Genomic DNA, 22,448 nt, shown 5'->3' on the forward strand with positions numbered 1-22,448 from the left:
TATTTCTAAACTGCATTTTCACACAACGGCCTAGCTACCGTTGCTAAGGTATATTGCCCCTACAGGGCAAATTTGAAGGTTGATATTTAGTGTATTGTAATAGTAACAATAGGCCTGAAAGGCCTAAATTGAAAAGCGATGGCTGCAGCCCATCGCAAGTGAGAATGTGAAGATTGATTAGCTCTACCTCGATTGCAATCTTGAAGGGCGAGATAGAAAATCATTTTAAACCTTTTGACTAGCATTTAAAAACTAAGCCCCCATATCCTTTCAGCTCATTTCACGTACTTTTAACCCAAACCCATAAGTTAAATACACATGAAAAGATTTGTACTTGGATTTTTGGCAGCGCTACTGGTTATTGGAGGCATCTGGTTCTTTACTGATAGCAGAGCGAAAGAAGCTGAACTCCAGGCTAATTCAGATATGATCCAACAGCAGATCCAGCAAGTGGGAAAGTTAATCGTGACAGAGGCTTATTATTCACAGGTATTTACCTATAAAAACTCACAAAAGCTTTTTCTAAATCTGGTTAGCGCAAATAAAAAAGCCTTGATCATAGCTAAGGCTAAGGCCACAGTGGAATATGATCTTAGGCAAATGGAAACATCTATAGATGCCGATAATAAGACGGTCACTATTGTAAAAATCCCGGATCCTGTAATCAATGTTTATCCAGAGTTCGAATATTATGATGTGACTCAGGATTACCTGAATCAATTTGAAGGCAAAGATTACAACAATATCAAGACTAGTATAACAGCGCAGTTTCGAAAGAAAATAGATGAATCAGGACTTAAGAAAGATGCTCAAGAACGCTTGATGAGTGAGCTACTTAATATCTATATTCTCACCAAATCTATGGGTTGGACGCTAGTGTATAATGAAGTAGTAATCGAAAGTCCTGAGCAGATGAGTAATCTAAAAAAGTAAGCATATTAAGCTACATTAAACCGACGGGGCACTCCAAGTATCAAATACGCTTGTGATCGATTTACCGATTCGCTGAGGATCCTTAGCAATAATAGCTATTCCCAAAGCGACTAAGGTAGCAGCTACATCCAATCCCTTTTGAATATTGCGTAGTGTCTTAATGGTTCCTTTAATATCTTCTGTAATCGTATTTATTTTACCTAAGGAATCAGCAACCTCATCCATAATTAAGGTATTCGCAAAAGCCAAAATATCTTCGCCAGATTTCAACAGTTTGTAACGAGTATCCCCAAGTTCCTTATTCTCTTCCAGACTTAGTTTCTCCCAGTTTGCTATCCTAAAGTCTGTAATAGCTACAGACAAATCAAAAAAGTTATCAGATAATTGTTGCGCTTGATCAGAAGTCAGGTTTGCCATAATATCAGTCGTTAAGTTTGTTGAATTCGGAGATCAGCTCCTTTACATTACTAGAATATCCATGCAGTAATTCCTGAAGATTTTTGACAGAAAGCTTATTTCTGTTTTCATATAAAACCTGATGACCTTTAGCGATTTCCGCCAAGCTTCTCCCAAATACTTCGAGTTCCATTTCCTTTCGCTGTATAGTTTCCAAAGCTTGGTAGTAGTCTGCTGTTGCTTTACCCTTTTCGTAGTCTGAAGTCAGCGTTCTATTCATTTTCATATCTGTGTAATAGGCATAAAGTCTCTCCTGTTTGAATCTTAATTCCTTTTTTAGGTTGTTGCTGATGATAGTTTCAAACTTTTCAAATAAAATCTGAATGGGTTCATTGGCTTGCTCTATGTACTGAACGATTTTCTTACGCCTATAGAAATCCGTAGAGGCTCGTAAAAGAGTGTTAGAAAGACTGGAAAAGGCAGATGCCGTACGCTCTTCGATTTTTACCGGGCCAAGCTCATCTGCAGTCAGTGTTCCTATTAGAGCGTTGCTGCTGTATTGGGTCAGCTTATTCTGAGAAAGGTTTCCCAGACCTTGAAAATACCCTTCAATAGAATTATAAAAGATCTGAGTCACGCTATCAGCTTCTTGATAAAGTGCGCAGGAACAGTCTTGAGCTCGCTTTATTTCAAAAGTTCGTATCGCCTCATCCGCACATCTATCCAAACAGTGTTGTAAAAATGAATACTCTATTTGTTCAAAATTTCTGATGCTCTCGAGAGAAGTAGCAGAATAATCGCCGACAGATTTAAGATTGATACAACTAGATATCAACAACGGAAAAGTCATTAATATCAAAACTAGACTTTTCTCCAAAAGAAGATTTTTCATTTGAAAATGGTTTAAAAATGGTTGACAGGATCAACTTGTATATGCCACTAAAAACTTACATAACATTTACCATCAATAAGATAGGAAAAAAAATAGGAGTAGTTTAAACTTAAACAATACAAAATTACATCCGAGAAAATACTCCCTGAACTTTGCTCTGGAATCACAGGCTATAAAAAGTATAGGGAAGAGGATGAATATTAATTTACCACATTCATCCTCTTCCCTAATAAAACAAAAGTTCGAAGCTCTAGCTTAATCGAGGCCAAAGTGAGATATATCTACTTTTTTAACAAAAAAGCGGGGCCATGATAGAAGTCTCAGTTTTACGCAAACCTGTATTTAATCTAAATGAGGTAATTACAGCAAGACCATAAAACCTATTACTTCCTATAAGCCGATTGTCTCTCCACCATCCAGCCTGGATATAGCATAGGAAGTGGACTTACTTCATCTATTTTTACCAAATCATCCTCTGTCAAAATGAGCTGAGTAGAGTCAATATTGAGTTTCAATTGTTCCAAGGTTTTCGCCCCAATGATAGTACTGGTAATACCTTTCTGCTGACGAACCCAAGCCAAAGCTACCTGAGCAATACTCGCATCATGGATTTTCGCCAAATCCCCCATCACGTCCACTAAATCATATGCTTTTTCCTTGTCAATTGGAGGGAAATCAAATTTGGCTCTTCGAGAATCCGCATCAGCTCCTTCTCTGGTAAATTTGCCAGTCAAGAATCCACCGGCTAAGGGACTCCAAGGGAAAATAGCCAAATCATGATCTGCAGCCATAGGTACCAACTCATGTTCGATATCACGGCTGACAGCCGAGTAATAATATTGCAAGCCCATGAACTTGTGCCAGCCTCTATAATGCGCGATCGCCTGAGCTTTGGCCACCATCCATGCCGGCCAGTTACATATGGCAATGTATCTGACTTTGCCAGACTCGATGATATCATTTAGCGAACGGACGATTTCCTCCAAGGAAGTGAGGGGATCTACACCATGGACGTAAAGAATATCCACATATTCCATTTGCAATCTTTTCAAACTTGCATCTACCGAATTGAAAATATTGTATCTGGAAAGTCCAGCGCTATTCGGCTTGTCTTTCATTTTAGCCAAAAGTTTGGTAGCTATCACCACTTCGTCTCTCGGCACAGCTAAGTCCAATAATCCTTGTCCTAGCAGCTCCTCGGATTGTCCAAAGGAATATACATTGGCCGTATCAATAAAGTTGATTCCTGATTCGACCACTGCGCCAAGCATATCATTGACTTCTTTCTGCTGTAGCTTTCCAATGTTAGCCCACATATCAGCCTCTTGACCTCCGAAAGTCATGGTTCCAAAACATAGTTCGGAAACAATCAAGCCAGTGTTTCCTACATTATTATACTTCATCTTTAAAATAGGTTAGTAGTGGTTATTAAGTTGAATTAGTAAAACTAAAGCTATTACAAAACAGTTGCGTGAAGCCTAAAAAATATCAAGAAAAGTGGCTAGATCCAGTTTGAATGGCCGATTTATACTTTTTGCTCCTTACCTTTAATTTCAAATTACATAATAGATGAAGCTAAAACTCACCTTTCTTTTCTCCTTCCTGATTATACACGCTACTTTTTCATGTATAATGGAAAATGAAAAAGCATTCAATTCACAGCTAATTCCACTAGGAGGAAACACCTATCAAACTCAAGGATTAAGTGAAGAGAAAATCAGTTCTGAAGGAATTTTAAACTGGAAAAATCCAGACACCGAGTTCTCTGTTTTTGTAAAGTCAACTGCAGAGGAAGAAATCAATCTTGCACTAGAAATACTCTCACAAGAGAGCAATAGCCAAATCAGCATAGAATTAAATGGCCAAAAACAGCTTGTAAAACTGGAAAAAGGGAAAGCTGGAATCATTTCCGTAGGGAAAATGAAGCTCATGAATGGTTACAATGAAATCAAATTGAGAGGAGTAGAAAAATCAGGTACAGACTTCGCCCAAATTAAGGCTATTCAGATAAATTCAGAGAAAGAACTTTCTTTGGATTTTGTGAAAGACAATGTAGACAATCGATACTACTGGGGCCGTAGAGGACCTTCAGTTCACCTGAGTTATACCCTTCCGGCGGACAAAGATTTCAAATGGTTTTACAATGAGGTAACTGTTCCTGAAGGTGCTGACCCAATTGGCTCTTACTTCATGGCAAATGGTTTTGGGGAAGGGTACTTTGGAATACAGGTTAATTCAGAATCAGAACGTAGAATTTTATTTTCTGTGTGGAGTCCTTTCAAAACAGACAATCCAGGAGAAATTCCTGATGAGGAAAAAATCATTCTGCTGAAAAAAGGTGATGATGTCTATACCGGTGAATTTGGTAATGAGGGTTCGGGTGGCCAAAGCTTTCTCAAATACACCTGGAATGCAGGAAAAACGTATAGCTTCCTAAATTCAGTAGAGCCCGATGGAAAGGGAAATACCATTTACACAGCGTATTTCTTGGATCCTGAAGTTGGGGAATGGATGCTGATTGCAAGTTTTTTAAGACCTAAAACAGATACTTGGTATAAGAGACCTCATTCCTTTTTGGAAAACTTTGTTCCAGAATCAGGCCATTTGGAGCGCACCGCTAACTATGGTAATCAGTGGGCATCTGATGCTGAAGGCAATTGGGAGGAACTCACTGAAGCAAAATTCACGGGAGACGATATCGCCAAACGTGGGTATAGAATGGATTATGAAGGCGGTGAGAAATCAGGACAATTCTACTTGAAAAACGGAGGCTTTTTCAACAGAGTTATCGAATTGAACAGCATGCATCAGCGTAAATCCACCGCTACCCCTCCTACTATAAACTTTAATAAATTGCCATAACCACCAACGAATTTTCAATCAGCTTGCTTGTGTCACCCCGCACAATTCTAAAACTACTGAAATTTAAATTTACGAATGAATTACACGCTTCAATCCGTGGATCTCACGGTAGAAATCAATCCTATAGGAATGGAGATCAGCTCCATCAAATCGAAAATTACTGGCCTTGAATACATATGGCAGGCCGATCCAGCTATCTGGAATGGGCAAGCACCAGTCCTGTTTCCTATCGTAGGTGGATTAAAAGATGGTTTCACAATCATTGACGGCAAAAAGTATGAAATGCCTAAGCATGGCTTTGTCCGTAATTCTTCCAAACCCAAACTTATAGAGAAAACGGATGATTCGGCTCGTTTTCGCTTAAGCTGGGATGAGGAGTCCTTAGCGCAGTATCCCTTTAAATTTCAATTGAATATGGTTTTTACCCTTGTAGGAAAAACACTTTCTATCGAGCATCAAGTCACAAATCTTGGGAGCAAAACCTTGCCTTATTTCATCGGGGCACATCCTGCATTCAATTGCCCACTTCATGCTGGCGAAACTTATGAGGAGTATTCTCTAACATTTCCTGAACTGGAAACGGATGCAACTTGGCTGATTGAAGACAGTGGCTTGATCAGTGATCAGACTCAGTCTTTCTTAGAAAATAGCAGCTCTATTAACTTGGAAAAGCATCTTTTTGATAAGGATGCGTTGATTTTCAAACACCTGAAATCGCGAGAAGTGACACTTACCCATAAAGACAAGGGAGCAATTCTGTCGGTACAATTTGATGACTTTGATTACTTAGGTATTTGGGCAAAATCAGGAGCACCATTCGTATGCATTGAGCCTTGGCTAGGAATCGGTGACAGCGCAAATTCCAATAATGAATTCTTAGAGAAAGAAGGTTTGCAAAAACTCGAACCTCAGCAGAGTGAAACCAAAAGCTATTCAATTACGGTTATTGCCTAAATAGGGAGAAACAATAACTAAAGTGATGTCAGAGTTGAAAATCGGTTTTGGAGGAGGATGTCACTGGTGTACGGAGGCAGTTTTCCAAGCTTTACGAGGAGTTAGTAAGGTTGATCAAGGCTGGATAGCTTCTGAGGGAAAATTCAGCAGCTTTTCGGAAGCCGTGATGGTGACTTTTGACTCTGAGTCGATTTCCCTCAAAACCTTGATAGAGATTCACTTGCTCACTCATGCGAGTACTTCAGCTCACAGCTTTCGAAGTAAATACAGATCGGCTATCTACTATGAGCACTTGGAACAAAAAGCGATGTTGGAAAAAGCATTTGAGCAAGCTCAAGAAGTGGTAGAAGGAGATGCAGTCACGATGATTCTGCCGCTGGCGGAGTTTAAGAAGAATGAGGAGGAATTCTTAAATTATTACCAGAGTCGACCTGATGCACCTTTCTGCCAAACTTACATTTCCCCTAAACTTGATATGCTTAGAAAGCGTTTCACCAAAGAACTCAATTAGTAATTAAACTGAAGGAAAATATATGCTTAACTGGAACGACATCATCAAATTTGCAAACAACGGCAATCCTACTCCTCCAAAACGTGTGGAAAAAACGGATGAAGAATGGAAGGCACTTTTGACAGACGAGGAATACTACGTCGCTAGGCAGAAAGGAACTGAGCGAGCACATAGTTCTGAACTTTGCAGCTTATTTGAGCCTGGTTTGTATGCCTGCAAATGCTGTAAAACACCACTTTTTGATTCGAATGAGAAATTTGAAAGCGGTACAGGTTGGCCATCATTCACACAACCCGTAGCAGTGGAAAATGTAGGATATCATAAAGACATCAGCTTTGGGATGGTAAGAGTAGAAGCATTATGTAATGTCTGCGATGCGCATCTTGGTCACGTATTTCCAGATGGACCAGTTCCTAGTGGCTTACGCTATTGTATGAATGCTGTTTCTATGGAAAAAGTAGTTGAGGAATAAGAAAATCTTATCCCATAAATACAAACGCAGCAGGCTCTTATGGGCCTGCTGCGATTTTTTTTTAGCCAACATTCGCAATGAATGGAGCTTCTTTTACATGACTTACATTCTGCAAAGCAGCAATTAGGAATTTCGCCAAGCTAGTAGCTGAAATATGCTGTCCGGGACAATCTGTAAGTGAAACAGAAATCTCTGGAGCTTCATCTGTCTGGCCTATTAAGGGTAACCTTACTAATGTCCAATCCAACTTACTAGCACAGAGAAGTTCATATTCTAACTGTCTATCCTTAGTAGAAACCGGATAATTAGTATACATCCAATCCGTGGCAGCCTTTGTAGCTACTCCTTTTTGATCAAACTCAGTATCTACATTCAATCCTGTGACGACGATGTATCGACTAATTTTAGTCATTTCCAGTACTTCCAAAATGAGCTTAGTTGCCATGGTGAAAATGGTTGGTTCACTGAATGGAATGCCTGCTCCTAACGTACTTATCAATCCCCCACAACCGGAAATAAGTTCATGTAGCGCATTCTTGTCTAGCACATCTCCGATAATCACTTCCATGTTGGGATGAGCAGGTGGAATCTTCTCAGGATTTCGAATGAGTACTTTAATTTTGAAATTTTGACGAAGGAGTTCTTTGACTAGATATACTCCAGATTTGCCTGTACCGCCGATTACGGCTATTTTATTGAAGTTTTGCATGAGATTCTTTATAAAATTTGAGTAAAAATAAACCACAGCATTCCCTAGCAGGGATAGCTTAATCACTTGCTAAAAAGCAAGCGCTTGGTTCTGTCAGATATTTTATAAAGAGATTTTAATAGGTCAAACATAGCTTAAAATAATTTGTCTTAAAAGTAAAAGGGAGCTAGTTTCCAGTTAGCCCCCTTCTTTATCTGTTACGTATTTCCACTATTCCGCTAGTAATCGGACTAATGCATTGTAGGATTTGGTGAAATCAAACCTTGAGGCTCTTCGGTCACCCGTCATCGGTCTTCCCGCTTTAAAACAAGGGAGTTAAGATTAATCGTATGTGGATATAAAAACCTCCTATTTAGCCCATTCGATGTAATCTCGATTGACTTGTCCGTCTAGGACTGTTTCATTGGAATAAATGATAATTCTATACTTGAATGTAGCTGACTCGCCTTTTGCCAATTTGAAGTTCAGCTCATCCTTACCATCACTAAGCGCTTTTTGTCCCAAAGGATTTGCCGCAAACAAACCATATCCTCTAGCATGCCAGTAGGTTGGATAGCCTGGATTAGATGGAAAATCAAGTATAGCAACAGAGATGTTCTCGTCTTTAATTTTGCCTGTAAGACTTACCCAGTCTCCTCTAGTACCCCAAACATCATCACCTTCGACTCCTTCACTACTAAGGTACATGCCAGTGATTCCATCATTGTTCATCGTCGGCACACCCGTTGCTACTCCTGAAGCATCAGTGAAAATCTCAGGTTTATTAGATGGATGCTCCAGTTGTCTCGCAGTGCGAAGACCCAGCATACCTTCCTTATTATCTGTCATCTTCACTTCACCATTAGGTGCAGTCAGTGTAGCTATTCTATCAATAGTCCGTTGATCATCCTTGCCTCTGAAAATAAAGGTGGTATTCTCTGTCAAAAGGACTTCGCCTGCATTGTTCACCCAATCCAAACTCACTTCCAATATTCCTTCCTCATTTCCACTTTTCACTGACTTGATGGATTTATGAACAATATGTCCATACTTCGTTTTGTCTTTGATCGCAGAGGAATTGTTCCAAAAGTCAAGACCATTTACATCGCCATAATTGAACCACAGTCCCAAATGGTGCGGATGATCCACACGCTCCCCTGGACGAGGTGTTACTGGCCAGCCTCGGGTAATTGCATTTCCATTAGCAGTATTGATTGGATATAAAACTGGCTTTTCCAAAGAGTCCGGATAGATATAAGAAGTAAAGAACTTACCATCAATGATGACATCTACTTTCTTTGCAGCGTCGTCTTGGACTAGTTCTATTCTATCTTTCATCTGCTCAGAATCTTGTTCAGTTTCAGTTTTCCCCTCTGTACCTCCACAAGCAATAGTCATTGCTGATAAGGTAATTAGAGCTGTATAGTTAAAGAGTTTTTGTTTATGAAAATTCATCTTATAATTCACGATTTAGTAATACATGTTTAATGAAATAGAGTTAATGAGTTTTATCTAACTCACTATTTCCCTTTTTTCAATTGATTGAATAATGCCAGTTGCTCCTTCAGTGCTGCTACCCGATCAACAGGTTCGGTTCGGGCTTCCATCAGAATCCAACCGTCGTACTTGATCTCATTAAACAGTTTGAAAAGCTGCGCGTATGGATAGTCCCCTTCGTTGAACTCACGTACGTGAACAGTATCTCCAAACCATTTTTTCACCGAGTTGAAATTAGCCTCCAAGCCCGGCGCTAATAGATCTTCAGCATTACAGTTCCAGCATATTTTCACAGCTGGTTCTGTTACCTGATCAAATATCGCCTTCATCACCGGAAGTTCTTGAGTCAAATGCCCGTGTACCTCCACTCGCACTACTTGCCCATATTCAGCTGCGAACTTGCCAACTTCATTGAAAGCTGCTGCGATCTGAGCGATGGTTTTTTCTTTAGGCACACCTTCAGGCAGATTGTTTGGTTTAACCTTAATTCCAGTCGCACCTATATCCTTGCAGAGTTTGATATACTCTTTTGTACCATCAATATTTTTGCGAAGCACCGCAGGATCTGGACTGTGATATTCAAAATTACTTCCGTAGCCCAAGCAAGTCACTTTGCTTTCCTTAAAGCGCCTTTTCACTTCTGCACGTTCTGCTGCATTCAGGCTTGTCTCCACCCCATGCGCATGCTCTGTACGAAGCTCCACTCCTAGTACTCCTGCTTTTTCACAGTTTGCAATAAGCGTAGGTAGATCCCAGTCCTTACCCCATTGGTAAGTCACCAAACCGAATTTCATCCCTGATTTTGCCATTGAAAAGGCATCGAAGGGAATTTGCATAGCAGCTAGGCTTAAACCCGCAGCTACGCTTTTCTGCATAAAATCTCTTCTAGAATTACTCATAGCATTATACCTTATTTGGTACAGTGTAAGGATCACGATAATCTCTTGTCAGCATTTTGTCTGCTTCCTTGTCCTTGACAAACTTTTCTGTAGTTCCATCAAATCGTAATTCGCGGCCAGTCAGGTAAGATACGTTTGCTATCAAAGGCAGTACTGAAGACTTAAAGCCTTCTTCTATATCACAGTGAAGTGTCTCGTTATTTCCAGCTCGGATTGCATCCAAGAAGTTGGCATAATGCTCAGCACCACCTGGTGCCGCCAATACCTGAGTACTTGCTGCCGGAGCCGCTTGTTTTTTGGATTGGGCAAAAGGCTCTTTTTCCTTCTGACGGAAAGCTTTCCAAGTACCACCGTCAAGTTCTAAATACCCATTAGTACCATAAAACACATTTCCTATTTCTATGCCCAAGCTAGACTCACCATTAGTATATCTTCCACGGGTTTCAAATTCCAGCATGGTGCCATCAGCATATTTGAATACGGAGCTTTGCGTATTTGGAGTTTCCTGAGAGCAATCATTCGGATCGATGCCGTAGATTCCACCAGCAGAATAAACTGAAACTGGGTGCTCATTCTTATTCATTCCCCATCGAGCTACGTCAAACTGATGTGGTCCCTGATTTCCTGTATCACCATTTCCTGTAGCCCAGTGCCAGTGCCAGTTGTAATGCACTTTCTTCTCATTGTAAGGAATCATCTCTGCAGGACCTCTCCAATAATCGTAATGCAATGAAGCCGGTGGTGTGCTATCAGCTACTTTTCCAAAAGAATCTCTCGGTTTGTAGCAAGTACCACGAGCCATATAAACATCTCCTATTCCCCCACCATGAAGAAATTCCATAGCTTCCATTACGTTGGCAATGGAACGGTTTTGAAAACCTACCTGCACTCTGCGGTCGTACTTACGGGCTGCTTCTACCATTTTTCTGCCTTCCCATACATTGTGACTGGCAGGTTTTTCTACATAGACATGTTTACCCGCCTGGCAAGCCCAAACTGTAGCTAGCGCATGCCAGTGATTTGGAACCGCAAAGGAAACCGCATCAAGCTCTTTATCATCTAATACTTTGCGCATATCCCATTCTGTCAATGGGGTAACACCTGTTTTATCTATGACTACTTTTGATTTCTCAGAGAAATATTGTTCGTCTGCGTCACAAAGAGTTTTCAATCTCACATTGCGATTGTCTTTCAAAGCACACCACTGATTGATGTGATTGCTACCTTGTCCGCGGATTCCAACCACGGCGATGTTGATTCGCTCATTTGCTCCTATGATGGAAGCATATGATTTGGCACTCATACTCATGCCAGCCATTGCTATCCCGGCTGTGCCTAAGAGACTTTTCTTTATGAATTCTCTTCTTTTTTCCATTTCAATTTTAGGTTATAGGGTTTTTTGTGTTTGCTTTTTATGCTTACTGATTATTCGTTTTATCTTCTCATAGGCAGTATATGAGCTATGAATTTTTAATCTAAACAATCTCTTCATACCAATCAATACTAATTATTTGGACACCTAGATAACTTGTGCAAACGATTGCTTTTTTTTAACAAGCTAAGGTTTCTACAGAAGCTATACTTACACTTTATCACCGTAAATGGTGATATTCTGTTTTATCACTGTAAATGGTGATATTTTGATTTATCACCGTAAATGGTGATATTAGAATTATGATTGCATTGCTTACAGGAGACATTATTAATTCTAGAGAATTGAAGGATCAGAACCTCTGGATTAATCCATTTAAGAAATTGCTAGAAAAATGGGGACAGACTCCCAAGCAATGGGAGATATTTCGTGGAGATAGCTTCCAATTGGAAATTTCAGACCCCAAGGAAAGCTTACTCGCAGCTCTGCAGATCAAAGCACTTATCAAAAGTCTCCCATATCCAAATGAGAATAAAAGAAGCTCTCCAGTGGATGTCCGAATGGCAATAGGACTTGGTACAAAATCCTATGACGCAGATAGAATATCTGAAAGCAACGGGGACGCTTTTGTACGCTCAGGAGAAAAATTTGAGCAATTGAAAAGTGAAATGATTACGCTGGCGATCAACTCCCCATGGGCTGAATGGAATGATGAGATGAACCTTTACCTGAAACTGGCTGGGATTCAAATGGACAGTTGGTCCATATCATCTGGGGAATTGATGTCTGAAATGCTCTCCAACCCAGACCGCAAGCAGGCAGAAATCGGAGAAGTTCTTCACATCAATCAAAACTCAGTAAGTAAAAGATACAAAGCTGCAAACGGTGAGGATATCTTGGCTATGGAGAAATTATTCAGAAAGAAACTGAGCCAACTTCTCTGATGCTTATACTAATCAAACTTATTCTCGCTCATATAATCGGAGATTTCCTGCTACAGCCTACCACTTGGGTGAAGGAAAAGGAAAAACTAAAAGCCACATCGCCAAAGCTATATTTGCATGTTTTAATTCATGGAGCACTGGTCGCCCTACTTCTATGGGATCTTAGTTTGTGGCCAATAGTTCTTGCAATCACCATCCTGCATTTACTGATTGATCTCATCAAACTTTACGCTCAAAAGCCTAAAACAAAAACAACTTGGTTCATCGCAGATCAAGCGATGCATCTGCTTAGCATCATGATTATTTGGGCAGTATTTACGGAGGTCTCTGTGAACTGGTTATTAGTATTTCAAGACCCTGCAGTACTTGGACTGATCACTATTGTGCTTTTTCTCACGCAGCCTACCTCGATTATCCTATCCACTTTACTCAAAAAGTGGGCTGACTCCATCCCTTCCCAACCTGATCAATCCCTCCAAGATGCAGGCAAGTATATAGGAATTCTAGAACGACTATTTGTTTTTTCCTTTATAGCCACAGGACATTGGGAAGCCGTAGGTTTCTTACTAGCAGCAAAATCAGTCTTTAGATTTGGCGATTTAAAAAAATCAAAAGAGCGAAAACTCACTGAATACATCCTGATAGGAACCTTGCTCAGCTTTGGAACCGCCATGCTTGCGGGGATTATCTTTCTATCTATCTCCAATTAAATGACATCAAACTCCGAACTGGATTCCATCCAACTCAATTTTTCCTCAAGTGATTTACTGCTGCTCAATCTAGCTCTTGCCCTCATTATGTATGGAGTGGCGCTGGATCTCAGATTTGAGGACTTCAAATACTTGGTGAAAAATCCGAAAGGATTCATTTTAGGAATCTTTTCACAGTTTTTACTCCTGCCATTTCTTACTTGGTGCCTAGTGTTGATCATGAAACCACCTCCATCAGTAGCATTGGGGATGTTTCTGGTAGCAGCATGCCCCGGAGGAAATGTATCCAATTTTCTTACCAGCCTAGCTAGAGGAAACACAGCACTTTCGGTAAGTCTTACCGGGTTTTCCAGCATCCTATGTATCATCAGTACTCCATTGAATTTTGCACTCTGGGCAGGATTCTATGCGCCTACCTCAAACTTACTAAGAGATATCAGTCTGAATTATACCGAAGCATTTACTACAGTGGCGCTGATTCTAGGCCTTCCATTACTACTCGGGATCATCACACATAAGTATGCTCCTGTTTTTGCAGAAAAAGCATCTAAAATTCTCAAACCACTGAGCATTCTGATTTTTGCTGCCTTTATAGTAATTGCTTTTGCTGGAAATTTCGATTTGTTCACCAAGTACATTTCTTTGATTTTCCTCTGGGTGTTGGCTCACAATTTCGTGGCGCTTGGATCGGGTTTCTTAACTGGCAAAATATTCAAATTACCCCTGGCTGATGTGAAAACTATGACCATAGAGACAGGGATTCAAAATTCAGGTTTAGGGCTGGTTTTGATCTTTACTTATTTTGATGGCCTTGGTGGAATGGCTATTATTACGGCTTGGTGGGGCATTTGGCACCTGATCTCAGGCATGTGCATCGCAAGTCTTTGGAAATTAAAAGTTTGACAATATAAGCAGGCGGTGAAAACGCTAACATATCAATGCAATACTTAATAAATGAATTCCTTCGAACCCTCGTAATGATCTCATTAAAGGGATATTTCAAAAAAATAGTAATTGAAGGAAAAGAAAATATCCCTAAAAACACTCCCATCCTTTTGGTCTCGAATCACCAAAATGCGCTTATCGACCCCTTGCTTTTGGGCACGCACACCTGGTTAAAACCATATTATTTGACTCGCGCGTCTGTTTTCAAGCAATCATTTGTTGCCAAATTTCTGAATTATATACACATGCTTCCTGTATATCGCGTGCGGGATGGGTTTTCTTCTATTCAGCAAAATCAAGGCACTTTTGACCAAACCTATGAAGTACTTCGCAATAATGGAACAGTGATCATTTTTGCCGAAGGCTCACATAGTCTGATCCGAAATCTGCGACCACTAAGTAAGGGTTTTACCAGAATAGCTTTTGGGCTAAAGGAGAAGTACCCAGAAACTAATCCTGTGATCTTACCAGTAGCAGTGGATTACAGTGCACATAAGCGATCTGGAGGAATTGCACGAGTTACTATTGGTAAGGCCATTCCTGTGGATATGCCTGCCGCTAAGTCTGGTTTGCTCACCAAATCGGTACAAGTAGCCCTGGAAAACCTGGTAGTAGAGATACCAAGTGAGGGGTATGAACAACATCTGGAGCGACTGATCGAGCATCAAGTGGATTTGAGTTCAAGTTCAGATGTAAGTCAGTTTCTGGAAACCGGAGAAGTTCCTAACCCCGTAAAAGAAATATCAGGGTTCACGAATAAACTGATGAAGATCTTCCATTTCCCACTCTATTGGATATGGTTGTGGAAAAAGCCAAGCGTGAAAGATCCTGTTTTCTCATCCACGTGGAAGTTTTTGATCGGCTATGTATTGGGTCCTTCCTATTACTTATTACTGCTTTTGCTTGCCATAAGCAGCACATTAGGTTCTTGGGCATTGGCATTTTTGGTAATGGCAATAATCACCTTAATCATCAATAAAAACCCTCAGGAATAATCGCAGGCTTGACCAAATATTCTTTGGGATATTTTATACCTTTGAAAGAAGAGATAAACCCAAAAATAATTAACCATGAGTCAAGACTTCCTGCCCCTAAAAGGCACTGATTACGTAGAATTGTATGTTGGCAATGCCAAGCAATCTGCACTATACTATCAATATGCTTTTGGCTACGAACTCATCGCCTACGCCGGCCCCGAAACTGGTGTGAAGGACAGAGCTTCCTATGTACTGAAGCAAGATAAAATTAGACTCGTACTTACTTCTCCTTTACATCCTGATGGAGAAATCGCCGAGCATATTCAAAAACACGGGGATGGCGTAAAAGTACTCGCTCTCTGGGTGGATGATGCCGAGCAATCCTGGATAGAAACGACCAACAGAGGAGCTGAATCTGCTCTGGAACCAAAAACACTAAGCGATGAATTTGGCGAAGTCAAGGTAGCATCCATCAAAACCTATGGTGAAACCATCCATACGTTTGTAGAGCGAAACAACTATACAGGCATTTTCCTTCCGGGCTATCAACCAAGATCAAGTACCTATACTCCTCAGCCAATTGGCTTGAAATACATAGATCACTGCGTGGGAAATGTAGCTCTTGGCGAGATGAACCGTTGGGTGGAGTTCTATGAAACCGTCATGGGTTTCAAATTGCTCATCACCTTTGATGACGAGGATATTTCTACGGAGTATTCTGCCTTGATGTCCAAAGTAGTCTCCAACGGCAATGGCTACGTCAAATTCCCGATCAATGAGCCTGCGGAAGGAAAGAAGAAATCACAGATTGAAGAATACCTAGACTTCTATCGTGGTCCAGGAGTGCAACATATGGCAATTGCCACTGACGATATCATTCACACTGTGACTGAATTGAGAAAAAGGGGAGTTGAGTTCCTTGTGGTACCTTCCTCCTACTATGATGATTTGCTGGATCGTGTAGGGAAAATAGATGAGGATTTACAACCACTGAAGGATCTAAATATCCTTGTGGATAGGGATGATGAAGGTTATTTACTTCAGATTTTCACCAAACCTGTGCAGGATAGACCTACACTGTTCTTTGAGATCATCCAGAGAAAAGGTGCAAAGTCCTTCGGAAAAGGAAATTTCAAGGCGCTGTTCGAAGCCATAGAAAGAGAACAAGGACTGAGAGGTAACTTGTAATACTGTCACCAATAGCCGACTTGTAAGAGTCGGCTATTTTTTTTGCTCCAGAAAGAGCTGGGTTTGCATAGGACTTGTAATGATTTTAGAAAACATTCTAACATCATAACCACATGGTCACAGCCGCCGAACTCCCAAAAGGTCTTGTATATATACGAGACTCACAGCCTGGAATACTTAGAAAGAAAAAAGGTCGTGGTTTTATTTTTATTGACAAAGACGAGCAAAAGCTTTCAAATGAATCACAACTAGAGAGAATACATGGTCTGGTGATTCCGCCTGCGTGGAAAAACGTATGGATCAGTCCAAAAAAGAATAGCTATCTACAAGCTACTGGGATAGACGAAAAAGGCAGAAAGCAATACCTCTATCATCCGAAATGGTCCGAATATTCACAAAAAATCAAATATGATGACCTGCTCAAATTTGGGTTTTATTTGCCCAAACTGCGTGAGCGCTATCAAAGAGATTTGAGACAAAAGTCGTGGACCAAGTATAAAGTTTTGGCTCTGGCTACGGCTCTTTTGGATGAGTTATATCTGCGTGTTGGGAATAAACAATATACCGAAAGCAACAAAACTCACGGATTAACGACGCTCCGGAGAAAGCACTTGAAAGAAGATGGTAAAAAACTTCTCATCAATTACACTGCAAAAAGTGGTAAAGAACGCTCAGTGTCTCTCACCAACGTAAGACTAGTACGATTACTCAAAGATTGCTCTCAGCTGCCCGGCTATGAACTATTCAGATATCAGGAAGATGATGAGTGGCATACAGTGGGTTCTTCAGCATTAAACGACTATATCAGTCTTGAAGCTCCTGCAGACGACTATTATACGGCTAAATACTTTCGAACCTGGGGCGCTAATAGTGTTTGTATTAAGAACACAGAGGAAGTTGGGAAGCTATGCGAGGATACTAGGAAAAAGCCAGAAACTACTTTGGTCAGACTGGTAGCAGAGAAAATGGGACATACAGTGGCTGTTTGCAAAAGCTCTTACTTACATCCAGAAATTCTGTCCCAGTGTTTAAATCCACAAAAACTTAAAGATTGTTTGCCTAAGGATTTCTCAAGTGAAGGATATAAACCAGAAGAAGTTCTGCTGATGCAAATCCTCTGTACTAAAATAAGCTAAGGGACTGTAAGGTCATCTTGGCATGTTTTTTTGACTTAAAGGATTAAAAAGAAAATATATACCTATGAGTACAGCAGAAGTTTTAGAGTATGATACCGAGAAAGTATTTGAAAAGATCACAGGCAAACTAAGCACATGGCTAGACATTATGGTGGAGAATTTACCAAATTTTGTCCTAGCCATTATCCTTATTATCTGTACTCTTTTTATAGCAAAATCAATCAAAAAGCTAGCTGCCCGATACATTCATAAATTGGGGACCAATGAGACTATTTCTAAATTTCTAAGTCAACTCATTTTCCTCGGTATTTTGATACTGGGAATTATGCTAGCCTTGTCAGCAATGGATCTTACCAAGACCGTTTCCTCCATTCTGGCAGGTTTGGGGATCATTGGATTGGCTTTGGGATTTGCTTTTCAGGACACTGCAGCCAATTTCATCTCAGGTATTTATATCACTTTTAATCAGCCCTACAAACTCGGAGATATCATTCAGACCCAAGATGGACACGAGGGTTCTGTCATTGAAATCAATCTTCGTGTCACCAAGATTAAAACTTACAACGGTCCAATTGTCTATGTGCCAAACCGCTATTTGTTCCAAGAATGCTTTACGAATTTCACAGAATTCGAAAAGAGACGAGTACAGATTGAATGTGGCGTAAGTTATGGAGAAGATCTAGAACAGGTAGAAAAAATAGCTCTAGAGTCAGCCAGGAACGTATCCAGCCGACTGGAGTCCGAAGAGCCTACCTTATTCTGGACTGGATTTGGGGATAGCTCCATAAATTTCACTTTGAATATCTGGTGCAAATTCAAAGGAGCAAATCTTGATTACATACCTGTAAGGAACGAAGCAATCATTGCTCTTAAGAAAGCATTCGATAAAAATGATATAATGATTCCATTCCCTATCCGTACTTTGGATTTTGGAATAAAGGGCGGCACTCAGCTTAATAAAGAATTATCTGGACTTTCTATTTCGCCAAAAAATGGCTCTAATCAAACTAATGAGAGCTAATGGAAACTGAAGAAAATATGGGAAACATTACCCCTACGAGGTTTAAAATAACGCACATCCCCAGTTTAATGGTGGAGAGTTTCAAGCAGTGGAATGCTGCCGATCCTTGGAGACTCAGTGCTGTAGTTGCATATTATGCGGTACTTTCACTACCCGCACTCATGATCATCGTCATCAACACGGTAGGCGCTATCTGGGGAGTAGAGATTGTAACGGGTAAGCTAAATAATGAATTAGCATCTGCCATGGGACCAGAAACTGCTAAGTTTCTTACAGAAATGGTAGAACAAACCCAGAAAAGTGATAAGTCGCTGATAGCATCTATTATAGGAGTGGGTGTATTGATATTTGGTGCTTCGGGTGTTTTCCTACACCTAAAAATTTCCATCAATGCTATATGGGGACTCAAACAAACCGATGAAGTCAAGTGGTATTATACAATTTGGGATCGAGCTGTCAGTTTTGGTTTTGTCCTTGTACTCGGATTCTTGCTTTTCATTAGTTTCGTACTTACTGCCTTATTATCGTTTTTCAGTGATTTTATTAAAAGCATTTTACCTGAGTTCGTGGTGGTATTTGCCTTTGTAGTTGATTTTGCGATTTCTTACGGAGTGATTGCGGTACTTTTCGCCTTAATATTTAAATATCTTCCTGATGCTAAAATCAGATGGAAATCGGTATGGATTGGTGCATTTCTAACCTCTTTCCTGTTTACTATTTCTAAATTTTTACTCGGTATTTATTTTGGCGCGGCAGAACCTGGTTCTACCTACGGAGCTGCAGGATCAGTTATCCTTGTCTTACTTTGGGTTTCCTATTCCTGCCTAATCTTCTTTTATGGTGCGGAATTCACCAAAGTATTCTCCATCAGATATGGCTATGGCATCATCCCTAGAAATCATTATTCAAGGGTAAAAAAAAAAGAAGTAGTACTTGATGGCGATTTTGTCCCACCTCCTGAAGACCCTATTCCTGAAGGCGAGGTAGATGATTTGAAGGAGGAAAATGAAAGTCAAGAAGAAGATTCAAAGGAGAACAAATAGATTTACAAATTCCATTTGTGTCTAATCAGGAAGTATCAATCAAATCTAAACCATAGGATCATGGATGAGGCTTGCTCTTCCCTAGATGCTTTTACAGTTTCAGGTGCAATCATCTCTGATCCTAAGTGAAACTTGGTGCCTATTGTTGGTATTGAGTAAAGGAAACTGAGATCTGAATGAGGCAGAACTGGCTTAGTCCCTGGAGTAGAATTCTCAGGCAACACTGGTTTAAACAAGCCCATATACAAGTTTGGGGTTTCTGTTCTTACTTCTATTCTCCCTTCTTCAGTTTCTAATAAGAGTGCATGGAAATCAGCATGGAAGCCTTTGAATTCTGGGTAAACCAAGTTTTCAAAACTATGACCAGTCATTGTATTATTGTATTCCTTTTCCCAAAGTCCAAACTCAACTCCTTTCATTCTGTTTGCCCAAACGCGGTAAGGACCATTTCCTATCCATTTGGCACTTAACACTTTTTCCTCCGGAAATGAAAATCCTATGCCTAGCAAATCCAAGCTGCTCTCAGGAGCAGAAGCCTCCATCATTAATTCTCCTGTAGTGAATACAGTCCAGGTAATTTTTTTAGGATAGGTATCATAGGTTGACATGATCTGAATAGTGCCATCCTTCATCTGTTTCCACGTTACCTTTTCCACAGATGCATTTACTCCTTCAGGATTTAAAGCTTGATTTAAATTAATTATACTTTTCCCAACCTTTACCAGTTGGAGATTGCCTCTATCCTTTCCAAAAACAAAAAGCTTCTCCCCTATAGAAATATGAATGTCAACGGAGGATTCCCGGACGGTGATAATTTGGCTATCCAATGCAGGTCTTGAAGAAAAGTAAGATGGATTTCCCTCCTTAGGTTTTCTAATTGCTTCAGACCAAGTATAGAGTTCTTCTCCATTTATTCCTATTGCCGCAATTTTCAAAACATCTCCATCGCGCCAAGTAATAGGAAGACCTAAATCAACTTCGGTGGATTGGCCGGGTTTGACATTTGGCAGTAAAACGCTTCCCGAATGCAGCTTCTCAGCATCCTTCCAGCTGTCATTTTTTTCTACTGACCATTCGAGTTTACTTGTGCTTAGATCAGAATAGAGGTAATTATTGGTTACCTGGATTTTGCCATCAAACCCATCTGTGGGAATAAAAGCTCCGAGTTGAATCGGTGACCAAACTTCCTTGATCGTATAAAAACTTCCCTCTTTCTCCCGATATGGACCCAAAATCCCGTCAGGAGCATGATTTCCATCAGAATCCAGCATACCACCTTTATCATCTCTTATTACTGCTTCATCAGAAAACACCCAAAGAAATCCACCTGCGAAAAGTGGGCTCTTGCTGTACTTCGTCCAGAAATCATCTAAACCTGCACCTAGCCCACCATCATACATTCCATGCAGCAACTCAGTAGGCATAAAGATGTTCCCGCTTTTATCCAATCTTCCTTCTGGGGAATCATAGGTAGGATAATGTTTGGTATCAATGCCATTTCGATTCAACCATGGATAGATTATCGGCCGCTTCTGTACATCAACTAAATGAAAGAAAGGCTCATTCTGAAAGTTCCATCCGCCTTCATTCCCATGGTCCCAAGCGATCACCGCAGGATGATTGGCATCTTTCAGAACAGTTTCTTGTATCAACTTAGGTCCAACAATGGTATCATACCCATCTTGCCATCCCGTCACTTCATCAAGTACGAAAAGGCCAAGCGAATCCGCCAACTCCAAAAACCGCTCATCCGGATTATAATGAGACATGCGTACTGCATTCATATTCATTTCCTTCATCAGTAATATGTCCTCCAAGTGATTTGCTTCACTTAAGGCTCTGCCAGTAGTCGGATAGAAAGAATGTCTATTCACACCTTTCAAAATCACCTTCACATTATTGATATATATCCCATCTTGGCTGCGAAGCTCAACAGTTCTAAACCCAATTTTTTCCGTTTTTTGATATAGTATTTTCTTGTTTCGAATAAGAGAAAAACGGGCAATATATAAGTTGGGAGTTTCGGGATTCCAGGATTTGACTCCCGGAAAAACATGGCTTAGCCAGACAGAATCAGAATCGATCGCTTGAGCGAATTCACCAACAACTTCTCCTGATTTCTGCTCTACTAATTGTACCTGAATTTCTGACAACCTAGGAACATCTTTCACTGTAATGAGAGCTTCGAAGGACCCATCTGCTTTCGCATTTACAGCAATCCTCGTGAAATGATTATGGGGTACAACCTCTAGAAATACAGGCCTAAATATTCCTCCAAAAATCCAAAAATCAGCTTCTCTCTCTGCTTTGTTAACTGACTGATTTGAAGATCGTTTGTAAACTTTCACTTCAAGTATGTTTTTAGATCCAAAATCCAAAAAATCTGAAATATCATAAGAGAATCTATAGAAGCCTCCTTGATGTATTGGGCCCACAATTTCCCCATTTATTTTCACCTCAGTATCAGTCATCGCCCCATCGAAAACCAAGTTGATAACATTCTTTCTCCACGCCGAAGGAACATCAAATTCATGCTTGTAATAGCCTATTTCATCGGCTACTTTTCGTTCAGGATTCTTATGGTCATGACCATAATTGAAGTTGCCAAAACCTTGCATTTCCCAGTTTGAAGGAACCAAGATTTTTGTCCACTGCTCTTTCTTTCTACCATCAGAAACTTTGAAATCCCAGTAAACTTGAGAGGCAGCATCTTTACCACTTAAGTATACTCGTTTATATTCATTTTGAGATTGTCCTTTGGCAGTAGAAAAAAGTAAAAGAGATAGGCCAAAAATGGAAATTAAGCGACAAATGTTCGAGGGCATGTAGGATGTTTTCTTGAAAATTGAAATTAGGGTAATCCCTTCGATTTAAAAAAGACTGTAAATGATTTATACCAAGGCCAATTATTTCCTTTTAAAAAATAATTGCCACTACTCAAGATGATTTTAAACTTGGGAATGGCATATTTTATGTTTTTCTATATCTTAGAACTCAAACAATTTTTA

21 protein-coding genes are annotated in these 22,448 nt (G+C 40.2%); 13 read left to right on the forward strand and 8 right to left on the reverse strand.

The window, feature by feature from the left end; translation table 11 throughout:
- Nucleotides 1-318 precede the first annotated feature (318 nt).
- Nucleotides 319-933 carry a DUF4230 domain-containing protein gene (locus BM291_RS12970; RefSeq protein WP_092898078.1) on the forward strand — a complete coding sequence of 205 codons (615 nt, stop codon included), beginning with the start codon at nucleotides 319-321 and terminating at the stop codon, nucleotides 931-933.
- Between the two features lie 15 nt (nucleotides 934-948).
- Here BM291_RS12970 and BM291_RS12975 read toward each other — a convergent pair whose 3' ends face one another.
- The 3 genes from BM291_RS12975 to BM291_RS12985 all read right to left on the reverse strand — a co-directional run bounded on the left by BM291_RS12975 (nucleotide 949) and on the right by BM291_RS12985 (nucleotide 3,624).
- Nucleotides 949-1,350, reverse strand: coding sequence for a hypothetical protein (locus tag BM291_RS12975; protein WP_092898080.1), 402 nt, complete (start codon nucleotides 1,348-1,350; stop codon nucleotides 949-951).
- Nucleotides 1,351-1,354: 4 nt separating this feature from the next.
- Nucleotides 1,355-2,221: a hypothetical protein gene (locus BM291_RS12980; protein WP_092898082.1), complete on the reverse strand. Its 867-nt coding sequence runs from the start codon at nucleotides 2,219-2,221 to the stop codon at nucleotides 1,355-1,357.
- A gap of 383 nt (nucleotides 2,222-2,604) precedes the next feature.
- The gene (locus tag BM291_RS12985) at nucleotides 2,605-3,624 is read right to left on the reverse strand and encodes an aldo/keto reductase (protein ID WP_092898084.1); all 1,020 of its coding nucleotides are present in this window, start codon (nucleotides 3,622-3,624) and stop codon (nucleotides 2,605-2,607) included.
- Between the two features lie 166 nt (nucleotides 3,625-3,790).
- On the opposite strand from BM291_RS12985, the gene BM291_RS12990 reads away from it, so the two are divergent.
- The 4 genes from BM291_RS12990 to msrB all read left to right on the forward strand — a co-directional run bounded on the left by BM291_RS12990 (nucleotide 3,791) and on the right by msrB (nucleotide 7,020).
- Entirely contained in the window at nucleotides 3,791-5,083 is a 1,293-nt protein-coding gene (locus BM291_RS12990; RefSeq protein WP_245786864.1) for a DUF3472 domain-containing protein, read from the forward strand.
- Nucleotides 5,084-5,158: 75 nt separating this feature from the next.
- The gene (locus tag BM291_RS12995) at nucleotides 5,159-6,037 is read left to right on the forward strand and encodes an aldose 1-epimerase family protein (protein ID WP_092898088.1); all 879 of its coding nucleotides are present in this window, start codon (nucleotides 5,159-5,161) and stop codon (nucleotides 6,035-6,037) included.
- Nucleotides 6,038-6,062: 25 nt separating this feature from the next.
- Complete coding sequence (locus BM291_RS13000) at nucleotides 6,063-6,548, forward strand: peptide-methionine (S)-S-oxide reductase (protein WP_092898090.1); 486 nt, start codon at nucleotides 6,063-6,065, stop codon at nucleotides 6,546-6,548.
- 22 nt (nucleotides 6,549-6,570) lie between these two features.
- Nucleotides 6,571-7,020 carry a peptide-methionine (R)-S-oxide reductase MsrB gene (gene msrB, locus BM291_RS13005; RefSeq protein WP_092898092.1) on the forward strand — a complete coding sequence of 150 codons (450 nt, stop codon included), beginning with the start codon at nucleotides 6,571-6,573 and terminating at the stop codon, nucleotides 7,018-7,020.
- Between the two features lie 61 nt (nucleotides 7,021-7,081).
- Here the strand turns inward: msrB and BM291_RS13010 are convergent, their stop codons facing one another.
- The 4 genes from BM291_RS13010 to BM291_RS13025 all read right to left on the reverse strand — a co-directional run bounded on the left by BM291_RS13010 (nucleotide 7,082) and on the right by BM291_RS13025 (nucleotide 11,479).
- The gene (locus BM291_RS13010) at nucleotides 7,082-7,729 is read right to left on the reverse strand and encodes an NAD(P)-dependent oxidoreductase (RefSeq protein WP_092898094.1); all 648 of its coding nucleotides are present in this window, start codon (nucleotides 7,727-7,729) and stop codon (nucleotides 7,082-7,084) included.
- A 348-nt stretch (nucleotides 7,730-8,077) separates the two neighbouring features.
- Nucleotides 8,078-9,163, reverse strand: coding sequence for a DUF6807 domain-containing protein (locus tag BM291_RS13015; RefSeq protein WP_317045662.1), 1,086 nt, complete (start codon nucleotides 9,161-9,163; stop codon nucleotides 8,078-8,080).
- A gap of 65 nt (nucleotides 9,164-9,228) precedes the next feature.
- Entirely contained in the window at nucleotides 9,229-10,104 is an 876-nt protein-coding gene (locus BM291_RS13020; RefSeq protein WP_092898096.1) for a sugar phosphate isomerase/epimerase family protein, read from the reverse strand.
- A 4-nt stretch (nucleotides 10,105-10,108) separates the two neighbouring features.
- A complete protein-coding gene (locus tag BM291_RS13025) occupies nucleotides 10,109-11,479 on the reverse strand; it encodes a Gfo/Idh/MocA family protein (RefSeq protein ID WP_092898098.1) in 1,371 nt (456 codons plus the stop codon).
- 299 nt (nucleotides 11,480-11,778) lie between these two features.
- Here BM291_RS13025 and BM291_RS13030 point away from each other — a divergent pair, with 299 nt between their 5' ends.
- From BM291_RS13030 to BM291_RS13065, 8 genes are all read left to right on the forward strand, one after another.
- Entirely contained in the window at nucleotides 11,779-12,420 is a 642-nt protein-coding gene (locus BM291_RS13030) for a hypothetical protein (RefSeq protein ID WP_092898099.1), read from the forward strand.
- Complete coding sequence (locus BM291_RS13035) at nucleotides 12,420-13,130, forward strand: DUF3307 domain-containing protein (protein ID WP_092898101.1); 711 nt, start codon at nucleotides 12,420-12,422, stop codon at nucleotides 13,128-13,130. Before BM291_RS13030 ends, BM291_RS13035 begins: the two co-directional genes overlap by 1 nt.
- The gene (locus BM291_RS13040; RefSeq protein WP_092898103.1) at nucleotides 13,131-14,033 is read left to right on the forward strand and encodes a bile acid:sodium symporter family protein; all 903 of its coding nucleotides are present in this window, start codon (nucleotides 13,131-13,133) and stop codon (nucleotides 14,031-14,033) included. It abuts the gene before it with no gap.
- A gap of 74 nt (nucleotides 14,034-14,107) precedes the next feature.
- Complete coding sequence (locus BM291_RS13045; protein WP_245786865.1) at nucleotides 14,108-15,070, forward strand: 1-acyl-sn-glycerol-3-phosphate acyltransferase; 963 nt, start codon at nucleotides 14,108-14,110, stop codon at nucleotides 15,068-15,070.
- A 75-nt stretch (nucleotides 15,071-15,145) separates the two neighbouring features.
- Nucleotides 15,146-16,240, forward strand: coding sequence for a 4-hydroxyphenylpyruvate dioxygenase (gene hppD, locus BM291_RS13050; protein WP_092898107.1), 1,095 nt, complete (start codon nucleotides 15,146-15,148; stop codon nucleotides 16,238-16,240).
- Between the two features lie 113 nt (nucleotides 16,241-16,353).
- Nucleotides 16,354-17,376 carry a DNA topoisomerase IB gene (locus tag BM291_RS13055; protein WP_092898109.1) on the forward strand — a complete coding sequence of 341 codons (1,023 nt, stop codon included), beginning with the start codon at nucleotides 16,354-16,356 and terminating at the stop codon, nucleotides 17,374-17,376.
- A gap of 64 nt (nucleotides 17,377-17,440) precedes the next feature.
- Nucleotides 17,441-18,397 (forward strand): mechanosensitive ion channel family protein, encoded by a 957-nt coding sequence (locus BM291_RS13060; protein WP_092898111.1) that lies wholly within the window; start codon nucleotides 17,441-17,443, stop codon nucleotides 18,395-18,397.
- On the forward strand, nucleotides 18,397-19,440 hold the full coding sequence (locus BM291_RS13065; RefSeq protein ID WP_217647320.1) for a YihY/virulence factor BrkB family protein: 1,044 nt from the start codon (nucleotides 18,397-18,399) through the stop codon (nucleotides 19,438-19,440). Before BM291_RS13060 ends, BM291_RS13065 begins: the two co-directional genes overlap by 1 nt.
- Before the next feature lie 35 nt (nucleotides 19,441-19,475).
- On the opposite strand, the gene BM291_RS13070 is transcribed toward BM291_RS13065, so the two are convergent.
- Nucleotides 19,476-22,265 (reverse strand): glycoside hydrolase family 2 TIM barrel-domain containing protein, encoded by a 2,790-nt coding sequence (locus BM291_RS13070; protein WP_092898113.1) that lies wholly within the window; start codon nucleotides 22,263-22,265, stop codon nucleotides 19,476-19,478.
- Nucleotides 22,266-22,448: the final 183 nt, after the last annotated feature.

The sequence above is a fragment of the Algoriphagus aquimarinus genome (genome assembly GCF_900112005.1).
Classification (GTDB): Bacteria; Bacteroidota; Bacteroidia; order Cytophagales; family Cyclobacteriaceae; genus Algoriphagus; species Algoriphagus aquimarinus.